Origin of the sequence: Nocardia speluncae NBRC 108251 (assembly GCF_001613245.1) — a bacterium.
Classification (GTDB): domain Bacteria; phylum Actinomycetota; class Actinomycetes; order Mycobacteriales; family Mycobacteriaceae; genus Nocardia; species Nocardia speluncae.
Map to the genome: position 1 here is coordinate 62014 of NZ_BDBZ01000039.1, position 23926 is coordinate 85939.

20 protein-coding genes are annotated in these 23926 nt (G+C 68.0%); 15 read left to right on the top strand and 5 right to left on the bottom strand.

Going from position 1 to position 23926, the window contains the following annotated elements; translation table 11 throughout:
* Positions 1-15: 15 nt before the first annotated feature.
* Genes NS6_RS29200 through NS6_RS29210 form a run of 3 tightly spaced genes read right to left on the bottom strand, consistent with a single transcriptional unit; the run spans position 16 to position 4420 of the window.
* The gene (locus NS6_RS29200) at positions 16-1608 is read right to left on the bottom strand and encodes a bifunctional aminoglycoside phosphotransferase/ATP-binding protein (RefSeq protein WP_084471527.1); all 1593 of its coding nucleotides are present in this window, start codon (positions 1606-1608) and stop codon (positions 16-18) included.
* A gap of 53 nt (positions 1609-1661) precedes the next feature.
* Positions 1662-3950, bottom strand: a complete 2289-nt coding sequence (gene ppsA, locus NS6_RS29205; RefSeq protein WP_157113010.1) for a phosphoenolpyruvate synthase — start codon at positions 3948-3950, stop codon at positions 1662-1664.
* Positions 3950-4420, bottom strand: coding sequence for a DUF2267 domain-containing protein (locus NS6_RS29210; protein ID WP_068048574.1), 471 nt, complete (start codon positions 4418-4420; stop codon positions 3950-3952). The genes ppsA and NS6_RS29210 overlap by 1 nt, the downstream gene beginning before the upstream one ends.
* A 480-nt stretch (positions 4421-4900) precedes the next feature.
* Between NS6_RS29210 and NS6_RS29215 the strand changes: the two genes are divergently transcribed.
* The 14 genes from NS6_RS29215 (at position 4901) to NS6_RS29280 (ending at position 18631) form a co-directional block, all read left to right on the top strand.
* Positions 4901-5923 (top strand): Acg family FMN-binding oxidoreductase, encoded by a 1023-nt coding sequence (locus tag NS6_RS29215; RefSeq protein WP_068048577.1) that lies wholly within the window; start codon positions 4901-4903, stop codon positions 5921-5923.
* 97 nt (positions 5924-6020) lie between these two features.
* Positions 6021-6452 (top strand): Hsp20/alpha crystallin family protein, encoded by a 432-nt coding sequence (locus NS6_RS29220; protein WP_068048580.1) that lies wholly within the window; start codon positions 6021-6023, stop codon positions 6450-6452.
* An 85-nt stretch (positions 6453-6537) separates the two neighbouring features.
* Positions 6538-7497, top strand: coding sequence for a 1-phosphofructokinase family hexose kinase (locus NS6_RS29225; protein ID WP_210746791.1), 960 nt, complete (start codon positions 6538-6540; stop codon positions 7495-7497).
* A 99-nt stretch (positions 7498-7596) separates the two neighbouring features.
* Complete coding sequence (locus tag NS6_RS29230; RefSeq protein WP_068048583.1) at positions 7597-8337, top strand: hypothetical protein; 741 nt, start codon at positions 7597-7599, stop codon at positions 8335-8337.
* A 198-nt stretch (positions 8338-8535) separates the two neighbouring features.
* Positions 8536-9285, top strand: a complete 750-nt coding sequence (locus NS6_RS29235) for an SDR family NAD(P)-dependent oxidoreductase (protein WP_068048588.1) — start codon at positions 8536-8538, stop codon at positions 9283-9285.
* 66 nt (positions 9286-9351) lie between these two features.
* Positions 9352-10323, top strand: a complete 972-nt coding sequence (locus NS6_RS29240) for an Acg family FMN-binding oxidoreductase (protein ID WP_068048591.1) — start codon at positions 9352-9354, stop codon at positions 10321-10323.
* 55 nt (positions 10324-10378) lie between these two features.
* On the top strand, positions 10379-11452 hold the full coding sequence (locus NS6_RS29245) for a CBS domain-containing protein (protein ID WP_068048594.1): 1074 nt from the start codon (positions 10379-10381) through the stop codon (positions 11450-11452).
* Between the two features lie 34 nt (positions 11453-11486).
* Positions 11487-13298, top strand: coding sequence for an acetate--CoA ligase (gene acsA / locus NS6_RS29250; RefSeq protein WP_084471514.1), 1812 nt, complete (start codon positions 11487-11489; stop codon positions 13296-13298).
* Entirely contained in the window at positions 13295-14293 is a 999-nt protein-coding gene (gene pdhA / locus NS6_RS29255; RefSeq protein WP_371859374.1) for a pyruvate dehydrogenase (acetyl-transferring) E1 component subunit alpha, read from the top strand. The genes acsA and pdhA overlap by 4 nt, the downstream gene beginning before the upstream one ends.
* Positions 14290-15264, top strand: coding sequence for an alpha-ketoacid dehydrogenase subunit beta (locus NS6_RS29260; RefSeq protein ID WP_068048595.1), 975 nt, complete (start codon positions 14290-14292; stop codon positions 15262-15264). Before pdhA ends, NS6_RS29260 begins: the two co-directional genes overlap by 4 nt.
* Before the next feature lies 1 nt (position 15265).
* A complete protein-coding gene (locus NS6_RS29265; protein WP_068048597.1) occupies positions 15266-16762 on the top strand; it encodes a dihydrolipoamide acetyltransferase family protein in 1497 nt (498 codons plus the stop codon).
* Positions 16763-16765: 3 nt separating this feature from the next.
* Positions 16766-17023 carry a hypothetical protein gene (locus NS6_RS29270; protein WP_068048598.1) on the top strand — a complete coding sequence of 86 codons (258 nt, stop codon included), beginning with the start codon at positions 16766-16768 and terminating at the stop codon, positions 17021-17023.
* Positions 17024-17405: 382 nt separating this feature from the next.
* Positions 17406-18200 carry a hypothetical protein gene (locus NS6_RS29275; RefSeq protein ID WP_068048601.1) on the top strand — a complete coding sequence of 265 codons (795 nt, stop codon included), beginning with the start codon at positions 17406-17408 and terminating at the stop codon, positions 18198-18200.
* A gap of 161 nt (positions 18201-18361) precedes the next feature.
* Positions 18362-18631, top strand: coding sequence for a DUF1918 domain-containing protein (locus NS6_RS29280; RefSeq protein ID WP_068048604.1), 270 nt, complete (start codon positions 18362-18364; stop codon positions 18629-18631).
* 346 nt (positions 18632-18977) lie between these two features.
* On the opposite strand, the gene NS6_RS29285 is transcribed toward NS6_RS29280, so the two are convergent.
* Entirely contained in the window at positions 18978-20366 is a 1389-nt protein-coding gene (locus NS6_RS29285) for a wax ester/triacylglycerol synthase domain-containing protein (RefSeq protein ID WP_068048607.1), read from the bottom strand.
* A 334-nt stretch (positions 20367-20700) separates the two neighbouring features.
* On the opposite strand from NS6_RS29285, the gene NS6_RS29290 reads away from it, so the two are divergent.
* Positions 20701-21282 (top strand): CBS domain-containing protein, encoded by a 582-nt coding sequence (locus NS6_RS29290; RefSeq protein ID WP_068048610.1) that lies wholly within the window; start codon positions 20701-20703, stop codon positions 21280-21282.
* Between the two features lie 49 nt (positions 21283-21331).
* Here the strand turns inward: NS6_RS29290 and NS6_RS29295 are convergent, their stop codons facing one another.
* Positions 21332-23920 carry a cation-translocating P-type ATPase gene (locus tag NS6_RS29295; RefSeq protein WP_068048613.1) on the bottom strand — a complete coding sequence of 863 codons (2589 nt, stop codon included), beginning with the start codon at positions 23918-23920 and terminating at the stop codon, positions 21332-21334.
* Positions 23921-23926: the final 6 nt, after the last annotated feature.

The following is a 23926-nucleotide window of genomic DNA, read 5'->3' on the forward strand; positions in this document are numbered from 1 at the left end:
ATCGGGCGGGGAGAATCAAGCCGGCCCTCGCCCGGTTTTCGAGAGCAGACGCTGTGCCCACCTCTCGGCGACCGGCCCGGTGACGGCGGCATCGGACGAGCGGGGAGGCTGTGCAGGCGGGGATCCAGGAGGCTGTGCAGGCTCCGAATGGTCGGTGTCGTCGGCGAGAGCGTCCCATACCGGGCAGGCAGTCGACACCGCAGTATCCAGTCGGTTGCCGGTGTCGATATCGGTTGCTTCCGGCCACGGGTCCGCCGCGGCGGCCAGGGCGGCGGCAATGCGGGGCGTGGCCTCGGAGGGGTCGTGCCTGCGGCGGCGGATGCGGTCGGCGGCCACAGGTGCCGGACAGACGCAGCGTAGCGCCGCGAAACGAGCCCAGGTCCGGTGCGCGAGGGCTCGAGCGCGGCGCCGTTCGGTGGCGTCGCCCCAGCTCGCATCGAGGATCACCGATCGACCCGAGTCCAGCAGTGTTCGTGCGCGGTTCAACAGTTCGGTGTAGACACGCTGCTTGTTCTCGGGTGAGTAGGCCCCGCGACCGTAGGCGCCGCTATCCCCGGCGATATCGCCGGCCGCCCGCAATTCGGCACGCACCGTGTCGCTGGAGAGGACCACGGCACCGGTGTGTTCCGCCAGTCCGGCGGCCAGGCTGGATTTACCGGTGCCGGGTAGTCCGCCGACGAGGACCAGCCGCACCGCCGATGCCTGCAGGTGCTCGACCGCGATCTGCAGGTGCCGGTGTGCGCGGTCACCGCCTCCTGTGTCCCCTTGGCCGGCGCGGATGGCGTCGACTTTCGCGCGGACCAGCGCACGGTAGGCGATGTAGTGATCGGCCAGCGAGGCCGGGGCGGTGTCTGCGGCGCGGCGCTGATAGGTCTGGATCAGATCGGCCGCGTATTCGGGGTGGCCGAGGAACTGGAGGTCCATGGCGAGGAAGGCGATATCGTCGAGGCAGTCAACGAACCGCAGATCGTCGTCGAAGTCGAGGCAGTCGAGGATGCGGAACCCGTCGCGGAGTTCGAAGATGTCCTCGGCGAGCAGGTCGCCGTGCCCGTCGACCATGCGCCCCGCGGCGATACGGTCCTCGAACAGGCGCTGCCGGCCGGTCAGGTAGTGCCGGACCAGTGTGTCGATGGTGTGGAGCAGTGCGGGGTCGAGGATTTCGGGTGGCCGGTGGCGCATGCTTGTCAGCAGGACGGTCCACCGGCCCCAGAGCGCATCGGCGGTGCCGGCCCGGTCGATCTCGGGTCCTCGTCGCGCGGTGGTGTGGAAGTCCACCAGCACATCGACCAGGGCCGTGAGGTCGACGGGCTCGCCCCCCGGGTCACTGAGCCGACGCGATAACCGGGTGTGTTCGGGGAGGCGGCGCATGACGATCACCGGCTCGTCCGGTGCTTTGCCGGGCTGAGTGAAATGGCCCAGCCCGAGATAGATGTCGGGGGCGAGCCGACGGTTCAGTTCGATCTCGCGAGTACAGGCGCGTTGCCGCTGCTGCGTCGTGGCGAAGTCGAGAAAGTCGGTGGTGATCGATTTTTTGACCTTGTATACCCGGTCCCCGCAGAGCATAACGATCCCGGTGTGTGTCTCCCGCAGTTCGACCGCTGGATCCATGTCCAGGTCCTGTCTGTTGCGCGTATGCCCGGCGCGGCGCCGGAGGTTACCCGTCATCGGCCGGTCGCACGGACGTGATCGAGCAGTAGCCGCCGTTCGGCGGCCTCGATGGCGCGTCGTGTCGCGAGGACGGCATCAGTGGTGACCGAGACCGACGTGATGCCCATCCGGATCAGGTGTTCGACGAAGTCGGGGTTTCTCGACGGCGCCTGCCCGCACAACGAGGAGGTGATCCCCGACGTGCGCGCGGCGGCGACGATGGTGGAGATCGCGTCCAGCACTGCGGGGTCGGATTCGTCGAACAGCGGTGCGCACTCGGTGGAGTCGCGGTCGACTCCCAGGGTCAGTTGGGTGAGGTCGTTGCTGCCGATCGAAACCCCGTCGATGCCCAGGCCGACGTATTCGGGCAGCCAGTAGGCAATCGACGGCACTTCGGCCATAACCCAGCGGTGCATTCCGCGCTGATTGCGCAGCGAGCCGGAATCGATGAGGTCCAGGCATGCTTCCAGTTCCCAGCGGGTGCGTACGAACGGGAGCATCAGGTGCAGGTTCGGGGTTCGTTGCCGGACCTCGGCCAAGGCGCTCATCTCGAGCTCGAACACTTCCGGCTCCCGGGTGTAGCGATAGCATCCGCGGTAGCCGATCATCGGGTTGTGTTCCCGCGGCTCGTAGCCGGCCCCGCCTTCGAGGTCGCGGAATTCGTTGCTGCGGAAGTCGGTGGCCCGGTAGATCACCGGGCGCGGGGCGAATGCAGTGGCGATGTGGGTGAGCGCATCGACCATGCGGTCGAGGAACACATGTTGTTCGCCGCGGGCGATCACTTCACGGGGATGGCGGTTGTCGAGGGCACGGGTCAGCAGCATCTCGGCGCGCAGGAGCCCGACGCCGTCGGTGTCGGCGGCGGCTGCGCGTTGCGCGGCTTCGGGCAGCGCGAGGTTGACATACAGTTTGGTGGCCGTAGCCGGGCTTGCTGCCGGGGCGGTGCCAGCGGTGTGGGGTTCGGTGACCACCGTGGTGTGGGGTTGTGCGCCGGCGCGGACTTCTCCTGTGGAGCCGTCGACGGTGACGGTGTCGCCGTCGGTGAGCGTGGTGGTGGCCGTGCGGGCGCCGACGATGCAGGGCACACCGAGTTCCCGGGCGACGATCGCGGCGTGGCAGGTCATTCCCCCGCTATCGGTCACCACGGCGGCGGCGCGGCTGATGGTGGGCAGCCAGTCCGGGTTGGTCATGGGCGCGACCAAGATCTCGCCGTGCGCAAGCGCGGTCCCTTGTTCCGGTGCGGACAGTACGCGTACGGTCCCGTCTGCGGTGCCGGGTGCGGCGGCAAGTCCGCGGACGAGCACTGTTGCCGACGGGGGAGCGTCCGGAACAGGGTGGGGTTCGGGCAGGGTGGTGATGGGCCGGGCTTGGACCAGCCAGAGTCCGTCCTCGTCGTAGACCCATTCGACATCTTGTGGCCGGTTGCCGTGATGGTGGTGTACGGCCAGGGCAAGCCGGGCGACCTCGACGGCTTCGTGTTCCGTCAGTGCCGGTGCTGTCTTGTCTTCCTCGCTGAGTTCGATGCGGCGGTCGCCGCCAGGGCCGGCGATAATGGCGAAATCCTGGTGGCCGGGCCGGCGTTCGAGCAGGCGGGGCCCTTCGGTATCGAGGAGGTAGGTGTCGGGTTGGATGGTCCCGGAGACCACGACCTCGCCTTGGCCGCGGGCTGCGTCGACGACGATGCGGTCCCGGCGGCCGGTGGCCGGGTCGGCAGTAAACGCGACACCCGCACGGCGGGCCTGCACCATCGTCTGCACGACCACTGCCATGGCCGGTGTGGCCTGCATGTCGCGGCGGGCGCGATAGGTCAGTACCCGCGGACTGAACAGCGAGGCCCAGCAGTCGACGATCGCCTCGACGAGCTCTTTCTGGCCACGCACGTTGGTACGGGTGAGGTTCATGCCCGCGAACGAGGAGGTCGCGCTGTCCTCGCCGACCGCGGAGGAACGCACTGCCACGTCGGCGCGGTTGCCGAGTGAACGGTAGGCGGCCGCGATCGCCGAGCGCGCTTCGGTATCGAGAGTGCAGGCGCGCACGATTTCGCGCATGCGCTGACACAGCTCGTCCACCCGGACGGAATCGGCCGCCGCCGCGGCGGCGAGTGCTTCGGCGTGCAGCGCCGCGAGTTCGGCGCCGCGTGCTCCCTGCGCGACGATCTGCTCGTAGCAGGAACGCAGGACAACGAATCCCGGCGGGACCGGGAGGCCGGCGGCGACGAGTTCACCGAGGTTGGCGCCCTTGCCGCCGGCCTCGTCGGCGTCGGCCAGGCACAGTTGATCGAACGCGGCGACATAGGCGCCCATCATCGACTCCCTTGCTTGTCGGTGCCGGTGGCGACTGTGCTGCTGAGCAACTCGGCGGTGAGCAGCCGCCGTAAGGGGGCGGGTAGTTCGGCCAGGAGCCGGTCCAGTTGCCCGGTGGAGAACAGCCGGCTCAGTGCTTCGGTGACCGCACCGAGCAGGGCAGCGGCCTCGTCGGCGGAGACGCCGGCCTCGCCGGCGAACTGCGTCAGGAACGACTCCACGGTGTGCGGGTGGGGCACCTCGTCGGGGACCCAGCCCTCGTAGAAGGCACCCCGGAACAGTTCCGGCAATTGGGCCGCAAGTCGCGCCGCGGTGCCGGCACCGACACTGTCGCGCACGGTGTGCAGCCAGGCGCGCAGCGCGCGGTGTGCGAAATTGCGGTCGTAGGTGCCCAGATCGTCGGTGACCGCACGCAGCCATTTGTGTGCCGTGTTGATCGCGGGGGCCAGCGGATCATGAGGTAGCGGCATGACCGGTCCTCTCGGGCTCGGCGGCAACCCTCGCCGAGGTCGGCGGGCACTGCGGAGTCTGCCTGGGCATGGGTCCAGCGTGGTCGATACGCCGGCCTCCGGGTCAGTGTCGTCGTGCCTGAGCCGCTGGGACCTAGGACCTTTCCGGCGTGGCGTGGGCCGTAGCCCCCTGTATCCGGGGTCGGCGGTGCCGGGAGCCAGGACACCACCACCGGGAAGGCCACGGCCGGCACCGGCATCCCGGCCACCCGCGTCAGCGCCGTGGCGGCCCTCGACATGAGACCGAGGTGGTCAGCTACACAGCCGGGTCACCGGCCTGGGGACTCGGCGGGACGAACGGCATGTCCGAAGGTCACAGGTTCTCAGGACGCGATTGCGTTGCTCGGCCGACGACACAGGCCGGTGGGCTCTGGCCGGATTCGCCTGTAGACGGCCACTCTGGGAGGGGAAAAGTCGCCCGGTTGCGACGAGGAGAGGAATATGGTCGCCGCGAAACCCGATGTGCAGACAGTGCGCAAGATTGTAGCCAGGGCGTGCCGTGCGCCGTCGCTGCACAACAGTCAGCCGTGGCGGTGGACATGGAACGGGGCGTCTCTGCGGCTGTATATCGATGATCGGCGTCTGCTGCCCTACACCGATGCGTTCAACCGGCAAGGGATCATCGCCTGCGGCGCCGCACTCGATCACGCTCAGGTAGCAGGCGCCGCATTGGGGTGGGAAATGCAGGTGTCGGTGTTCCCCGGCCCCCTGGACCGGTCGCATCTGGCGTCGCTGTCGTTTCGTGGCCGTCATGCACCCTTGGAGGCCGATGAGCTGCTCGGCGCGGCGATCGAAACCCGCTGTACCGATCGGCTGCCGTTCACTGCGCCCTTCCAATGGATCGGTCTGGAGGTGGTCCTGCGGACACTGTGCCGCAACTTCGGCACCCATCTGCGGGTGCTCGACCGGTCTCAGCACCGCGATCTGAACCGGATCTCGGACACGGCGGCCGCGTTGCGCCGCGCCGATCCCCGATATCAGGACGAACTGCATGGATGGGCCGGCGACACCTGGCGGCCCTATGCCGGTATCCCTGCGTCTGCCCGGGCGACAGCCCAGGCGGCGGAGAAGGTAGCGACAGGCCGGATGTTCCCGGTCGGTGCCGCCGACGCGGCCACGCACCTCTCGATCGAGGACCGTGCCGCGATCGTCGTGCTCTCCAGCGATAACGACACCGTGGAATCCCTCCTCGAATGCGGACGGGCGTTATCGCAGCTCCTGCTCGAGTGCACGGTCGAAGGGCTGGCGACCTGCACGCTGACCCACGTCACCGAAGCCCCGTCGGTGCGGGCAATGGTGAGCGACCTGCTGGGTCTCGACTACCCCCAGGTCCTGGTTCGTATCGGGCAGGCCACCGCGCCGTCGCCTCCGCGTACCCCGCGTCTGCCGCTTGAGTCGGTATTCGACCTCGACCCCGAAAGCCCCGGCCCCGGGTATGGCCGGTCCTCGGCGGCGGCGACCTGAGTCTCTGCCAGAGGTGACCGCTGTCCCTATACCGCACGTGTCGCGGCGGCGTGGAATCGAACAGTGTCACCCGACAACCCATTGATCAGGAGGAGTAATGAGCCTCATCCCTGCACACCGCCAACAGCATTCGCTGCTGCCCGACTTCACCGACGTCTGGAACTCACTGGCTCCGGCCGCGGGCCTGGCATCGATGTTCGGCACCCACCTGCTGCGGGTCGAGGACACCGTCGACGACGGCCACTACGTCGTCCGCGCCGAGATCCCGGGCGTGGACCCGGACAACGACGTAGAGATCTCCGTACAGGACGGCCAACTGACCATCAAGGCCGAACGCTCGGAAAAACACGAGGAGAAGGGCCGGTCGGAATTCAGCTACGGCTCCTTTGTCCGCACCGTCACCCTGCCTCAGGGCGCAGACGAGGACGCGATCGAAGCCAACTACGCGAAAGGCATCTTGACTGTATTGGTGCCCGTCGCCGAACCGACCAGCGAAGCGAAGAAGGTCCAGGTGAAGAAGGGCGAGTAAGCGAGCCCGCCGCTCGACCGAACCGCCGGGAAACCCGGCGTGAGTCCGGCATCTCCGACGCAGGCCTACGTGTGCAGGAGGCGCGATGGTGGCGCCCATTGTCACGGTGACAATGAACCCGACAATCGACCTGTCGACCTCTACCGACCGGGTGGTAGCGACGGAGAAGATGCGCTGCGCACAGCCGCGGACGGATCCAGGCGGCGGCGGTATCAATGTCGCCCGGACAGTGCTCGCACTCGGTGAACCGGTGCTGGCGGTGCTGCCCGTCGGGGGCCCCACCGGAACAGTGCTGGAAGAGCTGCTCGGACATGCCGCAGTACCGTGCCGGATCATCTCGATCGACGGGTCGACGCGGGAAAGCTTCTCGGTCACCGACAACGAATCCGGCCGGCAGTTCCGGTTCGTCTTCCCCGGCCCGACGTTGACCCCGTCCGAGTGGAGCCGCTGCCTGGACACCGCGAACGACGCGGCACGCCCCGCCCAGTACGTGGTGGCAAGCGGAAGTCTGCCACCCGGGGTGCCCAGCAACTTCTACCAAGCGCTGGCCACGCGGGTGGCTCGGGCAGGCAGCCGGTTCATACTCGACACCTCCGGGGAGGCGCTTCGACAGATGCGCCACGGCGCATATCTGGTGAAGCCGAGCGCACGCGAACTCGCCCATTATGTCGGCCACCCCTTACCTGACAGTGACAGCCGGATCACTGCGGCACGGGAACTGATCACCGGTGGCGTCAGCGAGCTCGTGGTGGTATCGCTCGGTGCCGACGGGGCACTCGTCGTCGGCCGGGACTGGTGGGAGACCGTGTCGGCGACACCGGTTGCGGTCGCCAACGCCACCGGTGCCGGCGATGCGATGGTCGCGGGCCTGACTGTGGGATTCACGCGCGGGCTCGACACGATGGACGCGATGGAACTGGGGATCGCCGCGGCATCGGCTTCTCTGGTGACCCATGGCACCAATCCCGGCCACCCCGATGTCATCGCGAACCTGCTCGACGTGCGCACTACGACACCGGCACCGCTGTCGCACAGTACGGATTGACAACCGGCCGCCGCCGGTGCCTCGGCCAGGCCGTGTACAGCTACGGTCCCGCGCCCGGGACAGACAAGGACAGCTCTTTCCAGCAAGAAGGAATCATCGATGCGTTCATCCGTCTTATCGATTACCGCCGCGGCCGCCGCTGCCGCGGTAGCGCTGCTGCTGCGGCAGCATATGTTGCGCTGGGGTGCGACCGACGAGGAAGTGGCGGCAACCTATCCCGGCGACGAGCTGATCAGTCGGCCGTGTTCGCGGTCGACCATGGCGACGACCCTGCCCGGCCCGCCGACCGCGGTGTGGCCGTGGCTGGTGCAGATGGGTGCGGACCGAGCCGGCTGGTACAGCTGGGACCAGCTGGACAACGATGGCCGGGCCAGCGCTACCGAGATCGTCGAGCAATGGCAGAATCTGCGCGCCGGTGATCGGATCTGTGCAACCGCTGACGGCAGCGTCTATTTCACCGTCGCTGTGGCCGGGTATCCGTCGACGTTGGTGCTGCGCAGTGATTACGCGCTGCCCAGCGGTCGGCCCCTCGACCCGGCCGAACCCGACCCACGCGCGTTCGCCCGCGGATTATGGGGCTTTCACCTGCGCGAATTGCCCGGAAACAAGACTCGGCTGGTGGTGCGCACCGTCGGCCGTGACGGGCCCCGCGCGGTCACCGCGGTGTTCGACCGGTTGTTCGGGGAACCCGCTCACCTGATCATGCAGGCACGCCAGTTCCACAACCTGGCGCAGCGGGTCCGATCCACCGCAGACAGCGCCGAGCCCGCAGCGGCTGCCACGGCCGTGACAACCCGGCCCGAGCAGATCGCGGATCGAGCCACACCTGTCCCGCACTGACCTCAGGTAATCCTCAGCGAGATCCCGGATTGCGCCGCCACGGCATTGTCGGCGCGGTACGCAGCGAGGACCGCGCAGAACAGCGGAAAGCGGCGGGGTCGTAGGAGAGCTGAAGAAGTGACTTTCGCCCGTGTCCGCACCGTAGTGGGCGGGACGAAGCTTGGAACTCCAATGGCCCCTGCGAGGGAGGTTGCCGACATGGATTCGCTCTCGGGTCGCAGTGCGATCGTCACCGGCGGCGCACGCGGTATCGGTGCGGCCGTCGTCCGGTCGCTCACCGAGGAGGATTTCGGTGTCGTGGTCGCCGATATCCTCGAGCGGGAAGGCCGTGAGCTCGCCGACCGCCTGGGTGACGCCGCGATCTTCCACGTACTGGATGTCACCGACGAGACGCAATGGCGGCAGACGCTCCGTGACGCCGAGGCCACCTACGGGCCGCCGGCAGTGCTGATCAACAACGCCGGCATCGTCGATTTCGCCGGTGTGGAGGCAGAATCGCCCGCCATGTTCCGCCATGTCGTGGATGTCAACCTCTACGGTTCGTGGCTGGGTATGCACGTGTGCGCGCCCGCGATACGCGCCGCCGGGGGCGGGGTGATCGTCAATATGTCCTCGACCGCCGGCCTCATCGGATACGCGGGAGTCGGCGGCTACGTGGCCAGCAAGTGGGGGCTGCGCGGGGTCACCAAAGCCGCGGCGCTCGAGCTCGGACCCGACAATGTGCGGGTGTGCTCGGTGCACCCCGGACCGATCCACACCCCGATGACCGCCGTGCTGTCCGAGTCCACCGCCGCCTATCAACCGCTGCCCCGGTTCGGCGAACCCGACGAGGTCGCGGCCATGGTGCGGTTCCTGGTCACCGAGGCAACGTTTTCCACCGGCTCGGAATTCGTCTGCGACGGCGGCGCCACGGCCGGTCGGACCCTGGATCTGGCCGACGTCTCCTGAACTCGACCCCCACCCGAGCCGCGGGCTGCGGTACGAACTTCGACCCGACCGGAAGGAACTTCCACGATGACCGGCAGCAGCGTACCGGGCCCCGAAACCGTCCACTCGGCGCTGGCATTGGCCAGCCGGGCGCCGTCGGTGCACAACAGCCAGCCCTGGCTGTGGCGCCTGGGCGGCAGCACGGCCCACCTGTATGCCGACCCCAGCCGGCACCTGCCGTTCACCGACCCGGACTCCCGGGACCTGCTGCTCAGCTGCGGCGCGGTACTGCATCATTTTCGGATCGCCGCGCATTCGCTCGGTTGGCGCACGATTGTGCACAGGTTGCCCAATCCGGACGATCCGCAGCATCTGGCGTCGATCGAGTTCGTCCGAGCCGCACCGGATTCGGAGGTCCTGCAATTGGCGGGCGCCATCAACCGGCGACACACCGACCGCCGGCGGGTCACCTCATGGCAGGTGTCCTCAGGCCATATCGCCACGTTGCTCGCCGCTGCCACCGACGAGGGGGCCGACGCGCTGGACGTGACCGAGGAGCGGCAGCGCCGCGTATTGCGTGAGGCGTTCACTCGCGCGGCCGACCGGCACCATCACGATGACGGCTACCGCGCTGAACTGTCGCGGTGGAGCGGCCATTACGCCACCGCCGACGGTGTCCCCGCCCGCAACGCGGTCGCGGCCACCGACCCGCTCACCCGCGAATTCCGCGGGCCCACCATGCAGCAGGTGGTCGACGACACGATCGACGGTGCGCACCTGTTGCTGGTGCACACGCGTTCCGATGACCGGTTGGCGCGGCTACAGGCGGGCGAGACCACCAGCGCCGTACTGCTTTCCGCCACCGAGTTGGGTCTGGCAACCTGCCCATTGTCCGAACCATTCGAGATCGGCGACACCCGCGAGCAGGTGCGCACAGAAGTGTTGCACGACTGCAGCTACCCGCAGATCGTCCTCCGCGTCGGCTGGGCCTCGACCCGCGCCCCCTCGGTGCCGGTCACCCCCCGCCGGCCCCTCACTCACATGGTGAAGCCGCTGTGACACCACCCGGAACGAACCGCACCGGAGCGCCCGGACGCCAGAGAGGAGCCGCGCGATGAGGCACACAACTGTGGCCGACGTGATGACCCGAGATGTCGTCAGCGTCGATGTGGACACACCGTTCCATCACATCGTGCAACTTTTGACCCAGCACGGAATCAGCGGCGTACCCGTCCTCGACGCCCGCCACCAGTGCATCGGAATGGTGACCGAAGCCGACCTGCTCGCCAGGCAGTCCCGCCTCGGTGGCCCGATCACGGGCACCGTATGGGCGGTGCTGTGGAAGAAGACGTTCGCGCGCAAGAGCGAAGCGCTCACTGCCGCACAGTTGATGACCGCCCCGGTGATCACGGTCATGTCCGATGCTCGGGTATCGGCGGCCGCGGCCATCCTGGCACGCCACGACCTTCGCTGCGCACCGGTCATCGACCCCGAGGGCGCTATGGTCGGGATCGTCGGCCGCAGAGATGTCCTCGCCGTGTACCTACGCCCGGACGAAGAGCTGGCCGAGCTGATCCAGGACGACGTTGTGCACCGCGCGTTGTGGCTGCCACCGACCGCGGTCTCGGTCGAAGTACACGCTGGTGTCGTCACGCTGAGGGGTGCGGTCGAGGCGGCCATGATCGGTCTGATCGGTTCTCTGGTCGCCGCGGTGGACGGTGTCGTCGAGGTGCGCAATCGGCTGATCGCCGATACGGCTCGCGCGTTGATGCACGCCGGTGTGCACAGCATCGGCGCCGGGGAATCGGTGGCGGCGGCCGCACACCGGATGCGCGCCGACAACGTCGGGACACTGCTGGTGGTCGACACCACGGGGACAGTCACCGGAATCGTCACCGATCGCGATCTGGTGCTGCGTTGTGTGGCCGACGGATTCGACGCACAGCGTACCCCCGTCGAGGCCTTCGCAACCCACGCCGTGGTCACGGCACAGGCAGATCAACATGTCGACGACGTGGTGGCCACCATGCGAGGACACCGGCTCCGCCGGGTACCGATCCTTGCCCACGGGCGCCCGGTCGGGATCGTTACCGAAGCCGATATCGCCCGTCGTCTACCGCGCGCTGCGACCGGGGCCTTGGTGAAACACCGGTACAGCACCCGGCCGGCAGATCGCAGCCACCGATAACCCGGACCCTGCCCGACCGGTCACGGAGGATGGTATGAACTCGGTACATCACGGCAGCGCAGCGACTGCGCCCACCTGCTGGCCGCCCATCGACAAGCCGCCCGCCCTGCGTGCGCAGGCCAATCTCACCGACTACCGCCATGCCTGCACGGAATTCGACTGGGACACCGCCGCCGGCGAACTCGCCACGCTGCCCGGCGGCGCGGTCAATATCGCCCACGAAGCTGTCGACCGCCACCTGGACACTCCGCGGGCCGCCGCGCCGGCCCTGCATTGGCTCCGCGCCACCGGCGGGCGGGTGACCCTGTCCTATGCGGATCTGGCGACGTCGAGCAATCGGTTCGCCGGTGTCCTGGACACGCTCGGCGTCGGCCGTGGCACGCGTGTGTGCACCTTGCTCGGACGCAGCCCGGAGCTGTACATCGCTGCTCTCGGGACCTGGAAGGCCGGTTGTATCGTCTCGCCGTTGTTCTCTGCCTTCGGCCCCGAACCCGTGCGCCAGCGCATGGCCCTCGCCGGTGCCGAGGTGCTTGTCACTACCCGCGCCCATTATCGGCGCAAAGTCGCGCCGATCCGACGGGAACTGCCCGAGCTGCGCCATGTTCTGATCACCGATTCGGAGCCCGGGGGAGACCTCGATGGTGGAGTCGTCGACCTCCACGCGGCCATGGCCGCGGCCGCACCCGACTACACCATCGTCCGCACCGATCCCCAGGACGCGGCGCTGCTGCACTTCACGAGCGGGACCACAGGAACACCGAAAGGCGCCGTGCACGTGCACAATGCGGTTCTGGCGCATCGGGTGACCGCACGCTATGCCCTGGACCTACGGGGCGGCGACGTGTTCTGGTGCACCGCCGATCCCGGCTGGGTCACCGGGATGTCCTACGGTGTGATCGCGCCGTTGAGCCTGGGCGCCACACTGATCAGCGACGAGGCCGAATTCGACACCCGCCGCTGGTATGACGTCCTGACAGCCGAGCAGGTCACGGTCTGGTACACCGCGCCCACCGCGTTGCGCATGCTGATGCGCCACGGCCAGGACATGCCACCGGGCACCGACCTGTCACGCCTGCGTTTCATCGCCAGCGTCGGTGAGCCACTGAATCCCGAAGTCGTCGTGTGGGGACAGCGCGCATTCGGCCGGCCTGTGCACGACAACTGGTGGCAGACCGAGACCGGTGCCATCATGATCGCCAATCTCGCGGCCGAACAGGTCCGTCCGGGCTCCATGGGCCGACCGCTACCGGGTGTGCACGCCACGATCGCGCGCCGCGGCCCCGACGGCCCCACAATGGTCGACGGAGACATCGTCCACGCCGATATCGACGAGATCGGCGAGCTGGCGCTGCACACCGGCTGGCCGTCGATGTTCCGCGAGTACTGGCAGCAGCCGCGACGCTACGAGAAAGCCTTCGCCGGGCCCTGGTATCTGTCCGGTGACCTGGCTCGCCGCGACGCCGACGGCTACTACTGGTTCGTCGGCCGCGCCGACGACGTCATCAAATCCGCGGGACATCTGGTCGGGCCGTTCGAAGTGGAAAGCGCGTTGATGGCGCACCCGGCCGTCGCTGAAGCCGGCGTCATCGGCGTCCCGGACTCCCTGGCCGGGCAACTGGTGAAGGCGTTCGTGCTGTTGCGCCCCGGCCACACACCGACCGAGGCCCTACGCGACGAGCTGATCGCGTTCGGTCGACGCGCGCTCGGCGCGGTCGCCGCCAAAGACATCGAATTCGTCGACAGCCTCCCGCACACCCGCAGCGGCAAAGTGATGCGGCGGTTGCTGCGCGCCCGCGAACTCGGACTTCCCGAAGGCGATGTATCGACCCTGGAGGCGCTGCCGTGACGATCACCGAACACCCGGCCGAACTCGACCACACCGACCCCGGGGACGGGCTCGGATTGCTGCAGCAGATGCTGCGCATCCGCAGTTTCGAAGAACGCTGTGTCCAGCTCTACAGCGCCGAGAAGATCCGGGGGTTCCTACATCTCTACATCGGTGAGGAGGCCGTCGCCGCGGGCCTGCTCGGCGAACTCGGCGCCGACGACGCAGTGGTATCGACCTACCGCGAGCACGGACACGCACTGGCACGTGGCATACCGATGGCGGCGGTGATGGCGGAGATGTTCGGCCGCACCACCGGCTGCAGCGGCGGCCGCGGTGGCTCCATGCACCTGTTCGACGCCGGGCGACGGTTCTACGGCGGCAACGCTATCGTCGCCGGCGGGTTGCCTCTGGCGGTCGGGATCGCGCTGGCCGACGCTATGGCCGGCACACCCCGAGTCACCGTATGCCTGTTCGGTGACGGCGCCTTCGCCGAAGGCGAATTCCACGAATGCGCGAACCTGGCTGCACTGTGGCACTTGCCGCTGCTCTTCGCGTGCGAGAACAATCGATATGCGATGGGCACCGCGCTGCGCCGCGAACACGCCAACACCGATCTCGCCCTGCGCGCCGCCGGTTACGGTATGGCGGCGTGGCCGGTGGACGGGATGGATGCCGACGCCGTGGCCACGGCGTCGCAACGCGCGATACAGATGATCCGCGGCGGGGCAGGACCCTGCTTCCTGGAATTCCGCACCTATCGGTTCCGGGCGCATTCGCTCTACGACGCCGACCGCTACCGCGACAAGACCGAGATCGACCAGTGGAAAGCCCGCGACCCCATCCCGCGCCTGGCCGCACAACTACGTGCTGCCGAACTCATCGACGACCACCGGTATGCGGAGTTGCAGGCATCGATCGACGCCGAAATCGACGCGGCGATCACCGCCGCCGAAAACGCTCCCGAAGAACCCGTCACCGACCTGACCCGCCACGTGTACGCGGAGCGGATATGACCACCTACCGGCAGGCGTTGACCGAAGCCCTGCGTGAGGCGCTGGACCGCGATGAGCGGGTATTCCTGATGGGCGAGGACGTGGGCGCCTACGGCGGCTGCTTCGGCGTCAGCCGCGGCCTGCTCGACGCCTACGGGCCGCGCCGCATCCGCGACACCCCGTTGAGCGAATCCGCCTTCGTCGGCGCGGGTATCGGCGCGGCGATCGCCGGGATGCGCCCGATCGTGGAGATCATGACCGGCAACTTCAGCCTGCTCGCCCTGGACCAGATCCTCAACAACGCCGCCACGCTGCGGCATATGTCGGGCGGGCAGATCGGTGTGCCGCTGGTCATCCGCATGGCCACCGGCGCCGGACGCCAGCTCGCGGCCCAGCATTCCCACAGCCTCGAAGCCTTCTACGCCCACCTTCCCGGATTGCGCGTCCTGTCACCGGCGACGGTGACCGATGCCCGAGCCATGCTGTGGCCGGCACTGCAGGACCCGGACCCGGTGGTGATCTTCGAACCGATCGCGCTGTACAACAGCAGCGGTGAACTTCCCGCCCCGGACACCGTCACCGATATCGGTATCGATGCTGCCGCGATCTCCCGCCCGGGTAGCGATGTCACCGTCGTCGCCTACGGCGGCACCTTGCATACCGCGCTGGCCGCCGCCGACCGGCTCGCCGAAACCGATATTGCCGCCGAAGTGGTCGATCTGCGGACACTACGACCGCTCGACACCGACACGATCGTGGGCTCGGTGGGCCGCACCCACCGGCTGGTGATCGTGGACGAGGGCTGGGGCCGGGTCGGGATCGCCGCCGAAGTCGCCGCGACGACCATCGAACACGCCTACTACGAGCTGGACGCACCGATCCGCCGGGTATGCACCGCCGATGTGCCGATCCCCTACGCCCGCCGGCTGGAGGAGGCTGCCCTGCCCTCATCGGCGGCGGTGGTCGAGGCCGTGCACGCGGTGGTGAGCTGAGATGCCCGAGTTCCGGATGCCGTCCCTGGGTGCGGACATGGTCGAGGGAACAGTGCTGCACTGGTTCGTGCGCCCCGGCCAGAGGGTGCACACCGGAGACATCGTCGCCGAGATCGACACCACGAAAGCAGCCATCGAGGTGGAAAGCTTCGACGACGGTATCCTCACCGAAATCCTCGTGCCCGAGGGCGCCACCGTGGCTGTCGGAACACCGCTGGCAACCATCGATCCCACCGCAGAACCCACCCCGGCCACGGCACCGGCACGTGGTGATGCCGAGCCGGCATCCGACACCGGTCCCGGAGCGCCCCGTCGGCTGCCGTCGACCGCCTACGCGTCACCCGGCCACAGCGCCACCCCGCCGCGCAGCGACGGGGCCGAACACGACCATCGCGCCACACCTCTGATCAGGAAATTCGCCGCCGAGGCCGGTATCGACATCGCTGCTGTCGCCGGCACCGGCCCCGGCGGGCGGGTCATGCGCGCCGATATCGATCGTGTCAAAGCCGCCGCAACTGCACCGCCCCCGCCGAGCCGTCCACCCGCCGACCATCCCGCGCCCCCGGCCCGCGTTGCCGACCACTCAGGCGCTGCCGGGGCCACCGCGCCGAAACCGTATACCGGGCCCGCATCGGGATACGCGCGCCGCCTGGCACACACAGCGGGGATCGAGCCGGCCGGGCTCACCGGCACCGGACCCGACGGCGCGGTACGCGCACGCGACCTTCCTCCCCTTGCGCACGCGGCACTCGATCCCGGTGACTCACCGGCGTCGCAGACCATTCCGGTCGAAACCGAGGAAACCGAGAAAACCGGAGAGCGGCCGCCGCACGACCCGGCCGCCGCTCGGCAGCTGATCGCTGCGGCGATGACACGCTCGAAACGCACTGTGCCCCACTACTATTTGTCGAGCACCGTCGACATGGAAAAAGCCACCCGAGCGCTGCACGCGATCAACGAACAGGCACCGGTGCCGGACCGTATCGTGGTCTCGGCGTTCCTGCTGTGCGCGGTGGCCCGCGCCGCGCGCGCCGTTCCCGAACTCAACGGATTCTGGATCGACGAACAGTTCCAGACCGCGTCGGATGTCCATCTGGGCACAGTGGTGTCGCTGCGCGAGGGCGGCATCCTGGTGCCGACCATCCCCGACGCCGACCGGCTCTCGCCCGCGCAGATGATGCACGCCATGCGTGAGGTGGTCGGCCGGACCCGGACCGGCCGCCTACGCTCTCACGACACCACCCAGGCCACCATCACCGTGACCAATCTCGGCGATCTCGGTGCGGACGCGGTGTTCGGGGTGATCCCGGTTCCGCAGGTCGCGATCGTCGGTTTCGGTGCGGTGACCGAACGCCCCTGCGCGGTGGCCGGCCTGGTGGGAGTCCGCCCGCAGGTGACCGTGACTGTGTCCGCTGACCACCGGGCCAGCGACGGAGCCGTGGGTGCGCGGTTCCTGCACCGCCTCACCGACTACTTACAGCACCCGGAGGAGTTGTAGATCATGACCGCTGGAATCACCTCGCGTGCCGACGCGGCCGCCCTGGTACGCCGATCACTGCAGGGCTTCGCCACCTACGACGAGATCACCGGACTCGACGAACACCAGCCATTGCGCAGCACCCTCGAACTCGACTCGATCGATTTCCTCACCTTCGTCGAACGACTCGCTGCAGGCAGCGGCCGCCGCATCGACGAGGACGACTACCCACGTTTGGCGACCATCGAAAGCTGCACCGAATTCCTCATCACCCCCGGGTAGCAGCCGACTGCGCCGGCGGCTACCGAGGCCCGAGGTAGAGCCGCGACCGAGCCCACTGATATCCCTGTGCACGCAAGGCGGGACAGGCACGTACCGCAGCCGGCGAGGCCCGAAGTCCCGATCGTGAAGGGTGTTCGCGATTCCCTTCGGCAGTCGTATCGGTGACGTTGGTTTCTGTGCCGACAACACCGGCGGGCGAAGTATCGGGTTCATCACCCTTCACCACAACTGAGGGAACGACGATATGGAAGCAGACGAGCGGCGCGACGATCCGCCACACACTCGTGACCGGCTATCCCCCGCAGGCGAGGCACCATCTCGTGTTCGAGCCGACCTGGGATTCGGTGGCTCGGCAGCCGAGTTGCGCCGAGGGTGGTCGGCAATGGTGACGGTGGGGGCTGCCGCCGCGTGGGCGATTCCGGTGCTCACCTTATCGATGATGGTCGACCCCGCGGACCCGTGGAGTCCGGCGGCGATGATGGTGCCTGCCGGTGCCGCGGGCGCAGCGGTACTGGCCGTCGCGCAGGCTGTGGCTCTGCGCCGATGGCTGAGTGCGTTCCCTGTCCGCCGGTGGACCGGGGCCTCGGTAGCGGCCGGCGTTGTGGAGTGGTCGGTGATCGCGCTGGTCGTCGTCTACGGGGAAAAGGTGGGAGCCATGTCTGCCGTCGGTCAGGTTCCGCTCGTAGTCGCGGGGATGGTGTCGGTGACGTTCGCGCTGGGTGTCGGCCAATGGTTTGTCCTGCGGCGGTGGTCGGATGAGGCTGTGCTGTGGATCTGGGCCAACGCCGTTGCCTGGATCATGGGTACAGCTGTCTTCGTCGCCGCCGTCGTGCAGCCGGTGCGGGCCACCACCGCGATGACCGTCACGGCGGCAACGATCACCGCGGTGGTGGGAGCGCTGCTGCGGGGCGCGGTGGTTGCTGCGATCACCGGGGTGTACCTACTCCCCATTCTTTCCGAGGCCCACCTTCGTCCCGGTGTCTCCAGCCCCGCCGGTGCGCCGTCACGCAGCGGTTACCTGCACGCAGGTTCCGCGGCAGGCCGGCTTGTCGGGGCGGCGGATCGGTATCCCGCACGACGTGCGCTGCAGGCCTCTGTCCAGGCCCTCGCTCTGCGCCACGTACCCGGCAATTCTCGGCTGTGGCCGAACTCCGATGCGCCCGCTGCAGACAGCTGATATCCGATTCGCTCGGCCCGTACGGTTGCACCACCTCGACCATGAGCTCAGGGCGAAAGTCGCCGGGAATGTGGACTGCCGGCACTAGGGAACAGCCCATGCCCAGGGGATCGTGGATTCCGTAGCAGCTTTTTCGATGGACACGAGAGGGGACCGATCCGATGCGAGCGCAGGTCGGGGATTGGCTGGTCATCGAATGCGGATCAGTGGGCGGCAGCATCCAGCGCGGACTCATCGAAGAGGTCCATGGGCACGACGGCGGTCCGCCCTACCTGGTCCATTGGATCGAAACCGGAGGACGGGCGCTGATCTTCCCCGGACCGGATGCGCACGTGGTCACCAGCGAGGACCTGCACGCGAGCCAACGGCGGGCAGCACGTCACTTCCTGTTCGGAGGCCGTGCAGCCGAGGACCCCGCCCAGTCATCGTGAACGGGCGACGTCACGGTCCAAGGCCCGCCTATACCCGCCGTGCGGTCGATGGTCAGGGCTTCCTGATCGACAGCATGGTGGTCACCACAATGGTGACCGAGAGCACGACCGCGATTACCACGGCGGCGGTAGGCCAGTCCATGTCGGTTCCTTTCCCTCGATGAAGTCATCGACCGCACGAACCGAGCGTCACAATTGCGGGCCCGGCTCATATGGTTGCTGTCAGCTTTGTACCCGAGTCTTCCGGGCGGCTCGCGGCAGCAATATGGCCCATTCGCCTGCGCCGCGGGGGCGATGGTCACTGATCGGCACCGGCACGGTATTCCTCCTGGACCGGTGGGGGCAGTCACGGTGGACTTACCCGGTCGTCGGACCGAGAGCCGATCGCGAGGACCTTCCGGAAGCCGGAGTCGATACACGCGACGAAATCCGCGATGTCGGGTACGGCTGCGGTGTCGATGGTCAACCCGATATGGCAGGTGCCGAGATGGGACAGCAGTGTGGCGTTGAAGGCGGTGCCGAGTGTGGGGCCGAAGGCGTGGACGTGCTCGACTTCGGCGCCGGCGAGGTAGAGCGGGATCGGTGATCCGGGTACGTCGGAGGCGACGAAGTCGACGTGTTTCAGCATCTCCGCGAGTACTCCGCTCGGCATGCGGTTGAACACCGCGGCCACCGTGTTGGACAACGGGATCGCTGGTTCGCGCCGCCACCGTTCGACCAGGGTATGCACCTGCCACATCTGTTTGAGCGCATTGTCGGTGTCGGCGGGGATTGCGAATCTGGCGAGGGTGATGCGGTTGCCGCCGATCGGATCGTCAGGTGTGCGCAGGCTGATCGGCATCGTCAGGCGCAGCCGGTCGACCGGTGCGTCGTAGCGGGCGTGGTATTGCCGTAGTCCCAGTACGAGCGCGGTGAGGAAGGCGTCGTTGAGGGTGCATTCCACTCCGAGTGCGGAGTCGGACAACTGTTTCAAGGGGAACTGTAGGACTGTCAGTTGCCGGCCGAGGCTGCGGTCGGTCATGACCGGTGACAGGGTGGTGGTGACGGGTCTGGCGAGCCGCAGAATCGAGGTTGCCAGCGTGGCGCTGCCGCGGACGGTGCCGATCGGGTCGGCCAGGGATCGCATCAGCTTCGGTGTGCGGGTGAGGCTTCCGGTGAGAAGACTGCTTCCGGTGGCCCAGTTCCAGGCCACGATATCGGCGAGGGTTCCCATGCCGGGTTCGTTGCTGACCTTTATCGGGTCGCGTTCTGTTCCCTCACGGCTGAAATCGAGAATTTCTCCAGCGATCTGGATACCGCCGATGCCGTCGGTGAGGCTGTGGTGCACGGTGAGTACGGCGGCGCATTTACCTCCGGGCATGCCGGTCAACAGGGTGAATTTCCACAATGGCCGGGCGGGATCGAACGCGGTCATGGCTTCGGTGCGGGCGAATTCGAGGACGGCCGCAATATCTGCCGGGCGCGCCAGGGTGGCCCGGCGAATATGCCAGAACAGGTCGAAGTCCTCGTCCGGCTTCCAGCGCGGAGGTGCCAGGCTCAGTGGTACGGGGCAGAGGGTGTGGCGGAAGCGGGGTACGACCCGGGTTCCACGGTCGATTGTCCGGACCAGTTTCGCCCAGTCGGGTTCGGTGTCCAGCAGCAACACGGTCACGATCGTCGAGCGCAGCATCGGGTCCTGTTCCATGCTCCAGGTGAACAGGTCCGATTGAGTCATATGCGATGAGCGAGAACCCATGGTCAGCTACTTCCTGGGCCGCAGGGGAGTCGGCTCGATGCTTTCACTGTGCCCCGGTGGCCGGCCGGTCGACAGGGGCGAAGGTCCCCGCCCACGGCCCGCGATCACGTGAGCGTGATTCCGCACGGCGCTCCTTGTTGCCGGCGGCTGCGGCGCCGCATGTGGCTCCGGACTGACTTAGGTCCCTGTGATGAGGTACTTGCGCACTGGCGGTGGCACTGACCGGCAACGAGCCTGGAGACAGACCGGTGCCCCGTGGTGTCGAGCGGTAGCGAGGGCTTCGACGGCATCGGCCGGCCCTTGAACTGATCAGCCTGCAATGAGGTGATCTCGAATGCGTGCACGCGATATCCTGAGCCGACCGGTGGTTACGGTGCGGCGAGACACGGCATTGACCGACGCTGTGGCGTTGCTGACCGGCCATGGTTTCGCCGCGCTGCCCGTCGTCGACGAGCGAGAGCGTGTGGTGGGCATATTGTCGGAGTCCGATGCGATGGCCGCGATCGAATCCGGGCGGGAGGCCGGTATCGTCGAGGTCGCGATGTCGACTCCGGTGTCCGTGGTCGAGCCGACCACGGAGGTGCCCGAGATGGTGAAGGTCATGCTCGATCACCACCGGCGGTCGGTGCCGGTCGTGGAGGCCGGTGTGCTGGTCGGCATCGTGGCTCGCCGGGACCTGTTGCGGGCGCTGGCACGGGACGAGCAGGCGCTCGAGGCGCGGGTGTATTCGTTGCTCGAGGATTATTCGGGCAGTCACCGGCAGTGGGATGTCGAGGTGGTCGACTCGAATGTCACTATCCGCGGGATCTGTGCGGACGAGGCCGAGCAGCGGGTGCTGGCGGCGATCACACGGACGATCCCGGGTGTCGGCGAGGTCCGTGTGGTGGATACCGCGGCGATCCCATCAGATCAATGACACCCGGCCGGGCTCGGGGGCCCGGTGGATTCGTTGCCCGGGTGTCGGCTTATGTGTCCGCGGCGACCGGGACGGTGCGGCGCTTCGGTGGGTGCAGGATTCGGTCCAGGCGCGCGGCCACGTAGCCGAGAACCGATACCGCGCTCACGATCAGTAGATCACCGGGCGTCAAGGGTTCGGTGCCGAGAAGCTCACGCAGCAATGGCAGGTACAGACCGGCGAGTTGCAGCAGGAGCGCACCGGCCACGGCCACCAGGAGAATGGGATTGGCCAGAGAACGCACCCGGGTGCGTGAGCCGAGGGCCACCCCGAGCTGGGTCATCCCGAGAGCCAGGAACGCCATGCTCTGCCACGGTCTCCCGGTCTGGTCGGCCCAGATGGCCACCCCCAGCGTCACCACGGTCAGCGCGATCCCGATCCGGATCACCCGCAGCCACAGCCCGGCACCGAGGATGGTTTCGGTGGGTGGGCGCGGCGGCCGGTTCATCGCTTCGGGTTCGGCGGGTTCGCCGCCGAGCGCGACCCCGGGCAGCCCATGGGTGAGCAGGTTGATCCACAGGATCTGGGCAGGCAGAAGCGGCAGAGCTAGCCCGAAGAAGGGTCCGAGCAGCATCACCGCGATCTCGGCCGCTCCACCGGAGAGACCGTAGACCAGGAATCGGCGGATGTTGTCGTATACCCGGCGGCCTTCTTCCACCGCGACGATGACGGTGTCGAGGTTGTCGTCGGCGAGCACGAGATCGGCGGCTTGGCGGGCGACTTCGGTGCCGCGGCTGCCCATCGCCACCCCGATATCGGCGTCCTGGAGCGCGGGACCGTCGTTGACTCCGTCGCCGGTCATGGCCACGACGTGACCGGCGTGATGCAGGGCGTCGATGATCCTCAGCTTCTCGCCGGGTGTCGCCCGCGCGAACACGGTGCTGGTTTTCAGGTCGTCGTCTCGAACGGTTGCGCGGCAGTCGATCACCGGTTCGCCTGGGCCGCGGATCCCGAGACGGGTCGCGATTGCCTGCGCTGTGCCGGCGTGATCGCCGGTGATGAGCACGGGCCGGATCCCGGCCGTGCGGCAGGCCGCGATGGTAGCTGCCGCCGCGGTCCGGGGTGGGTCGAAGATGGCGATCAAACCGAGCAGCCGCAGGTGCTGTTCCATGGTTTCCTCACCCGAGGACGGTGCGTCGGTCCGGTGCGCGTCGGCCACGGCGAGTACCCGGAAACCGTCTCGAGCCCAGCGCTCGGCTTGCTCGGCGGCCTGGGCCAGCTGCAGCGGTTCGTCGTCGAGGATCGGTGCGGTGAGGATCGCTTCGGGTGCGCCCTTGCAGATGACCCGGTAGCCGCCGGCCGGGGCGCGGTGGGCTGTCGACATGCGTTTGCGGTCGCTGTCGAACGGCCGTTCGGCGACTCGCGGAACCCGGGCGTGCAGTTCGTCGGTGTCGAGACCGAGCTTCAACGCCGCCGACAGCAATGCCAGCTCGGTGGGATCGCCCAGCGCCACCCACTCGCCCGTCTCGCCGTCGGCCGCCGGCGTCAGACGTGCGTCGTTACACAGGGCGGCTGCCGCCAGGAGCTCGGTGAGAACTGGTTGGTCGCCGGGACGCAGCTGCCGGTCACCGGCGAGCACGGCACCGGTCGGGCTGTAGTCGGTGCCGGTGACCGAGGCCTGCGCGTGCGGAGTCCAGATCCGGCGGGCCGCCATACGCCCTTCGGTCAGGGTGCCCGTTTTGTCGGTCGCCAGTACCGTCACCGACCCCAGGGTTTCCACCGCGGGTAGGTGGCGGATGAGTGCTGCGCGTTGTGCCATGCGCCGGGCCCCCAGTGCCAGGCTCAGGGTCACCACGGCCGGCAGTGATTCCGGGACGGCGGCCACCGCCAAACTGATCGCGGTGACCACCATCAGTTCGACCGGCTGCCCACGGAGCAGACCCAGGATCAGGACGAGTACGCACAAGACGATGACCACGGCGGCCAGCAGCCGCCCGAACCCGGCGAGCCGGCGCTGCAGCGGCGTGGCGGCATGGCCGCGGTCGAGGAGGTGGGCGATCTGCCCGGTGGCGCTGGCGGTCCCGGTCGCGGTGACCACGGCGGCGCCCCGGCCGCGGACCACGACCGTACCGGCCGAGAGCCCGGATGCTGTAGTGAGATTCTTTTCCACCGGCACGGATTCGCCGGTAACTGCCGATTCGTCGACGGCCAGCGATTCGGCGGTACACGCGGTGGCATCGGCGGCCAGGATGTCGCCCTCACCGAGCACCAGCAGATCCCCGACGACCACCTCCGCCGCCGGAATCTCGCGTTGCACCCCGTCACGCAGCACGCGTGCGGTGGGCGCGGTCAACTCCGACAGCGCCGAAATCGCACGGTCTGCCCGGATCTCCTGGGCGACACCGACCACCGTGTTGATCACGACGACGGTCAGGATGATGGTCATGTCGGCCCAGTCGCCGGTGAAGACCGTCAAGACCGCGGCGACCAGCAGGACGACGATGAGCGGATCCCGCAGCTGGGTGAGCACACGCTGCCACCATCGTGTCGGCGGGCGTTGCGGCAAGACATTGGGTCCGTCGGCAGCCAGGCGTTGCGCTGCCTGCGCAGCGGTCAGCCCCGTGACGCTCGGTGCGGCGGTGCTCTTGTGTAGTGACATCGGCCC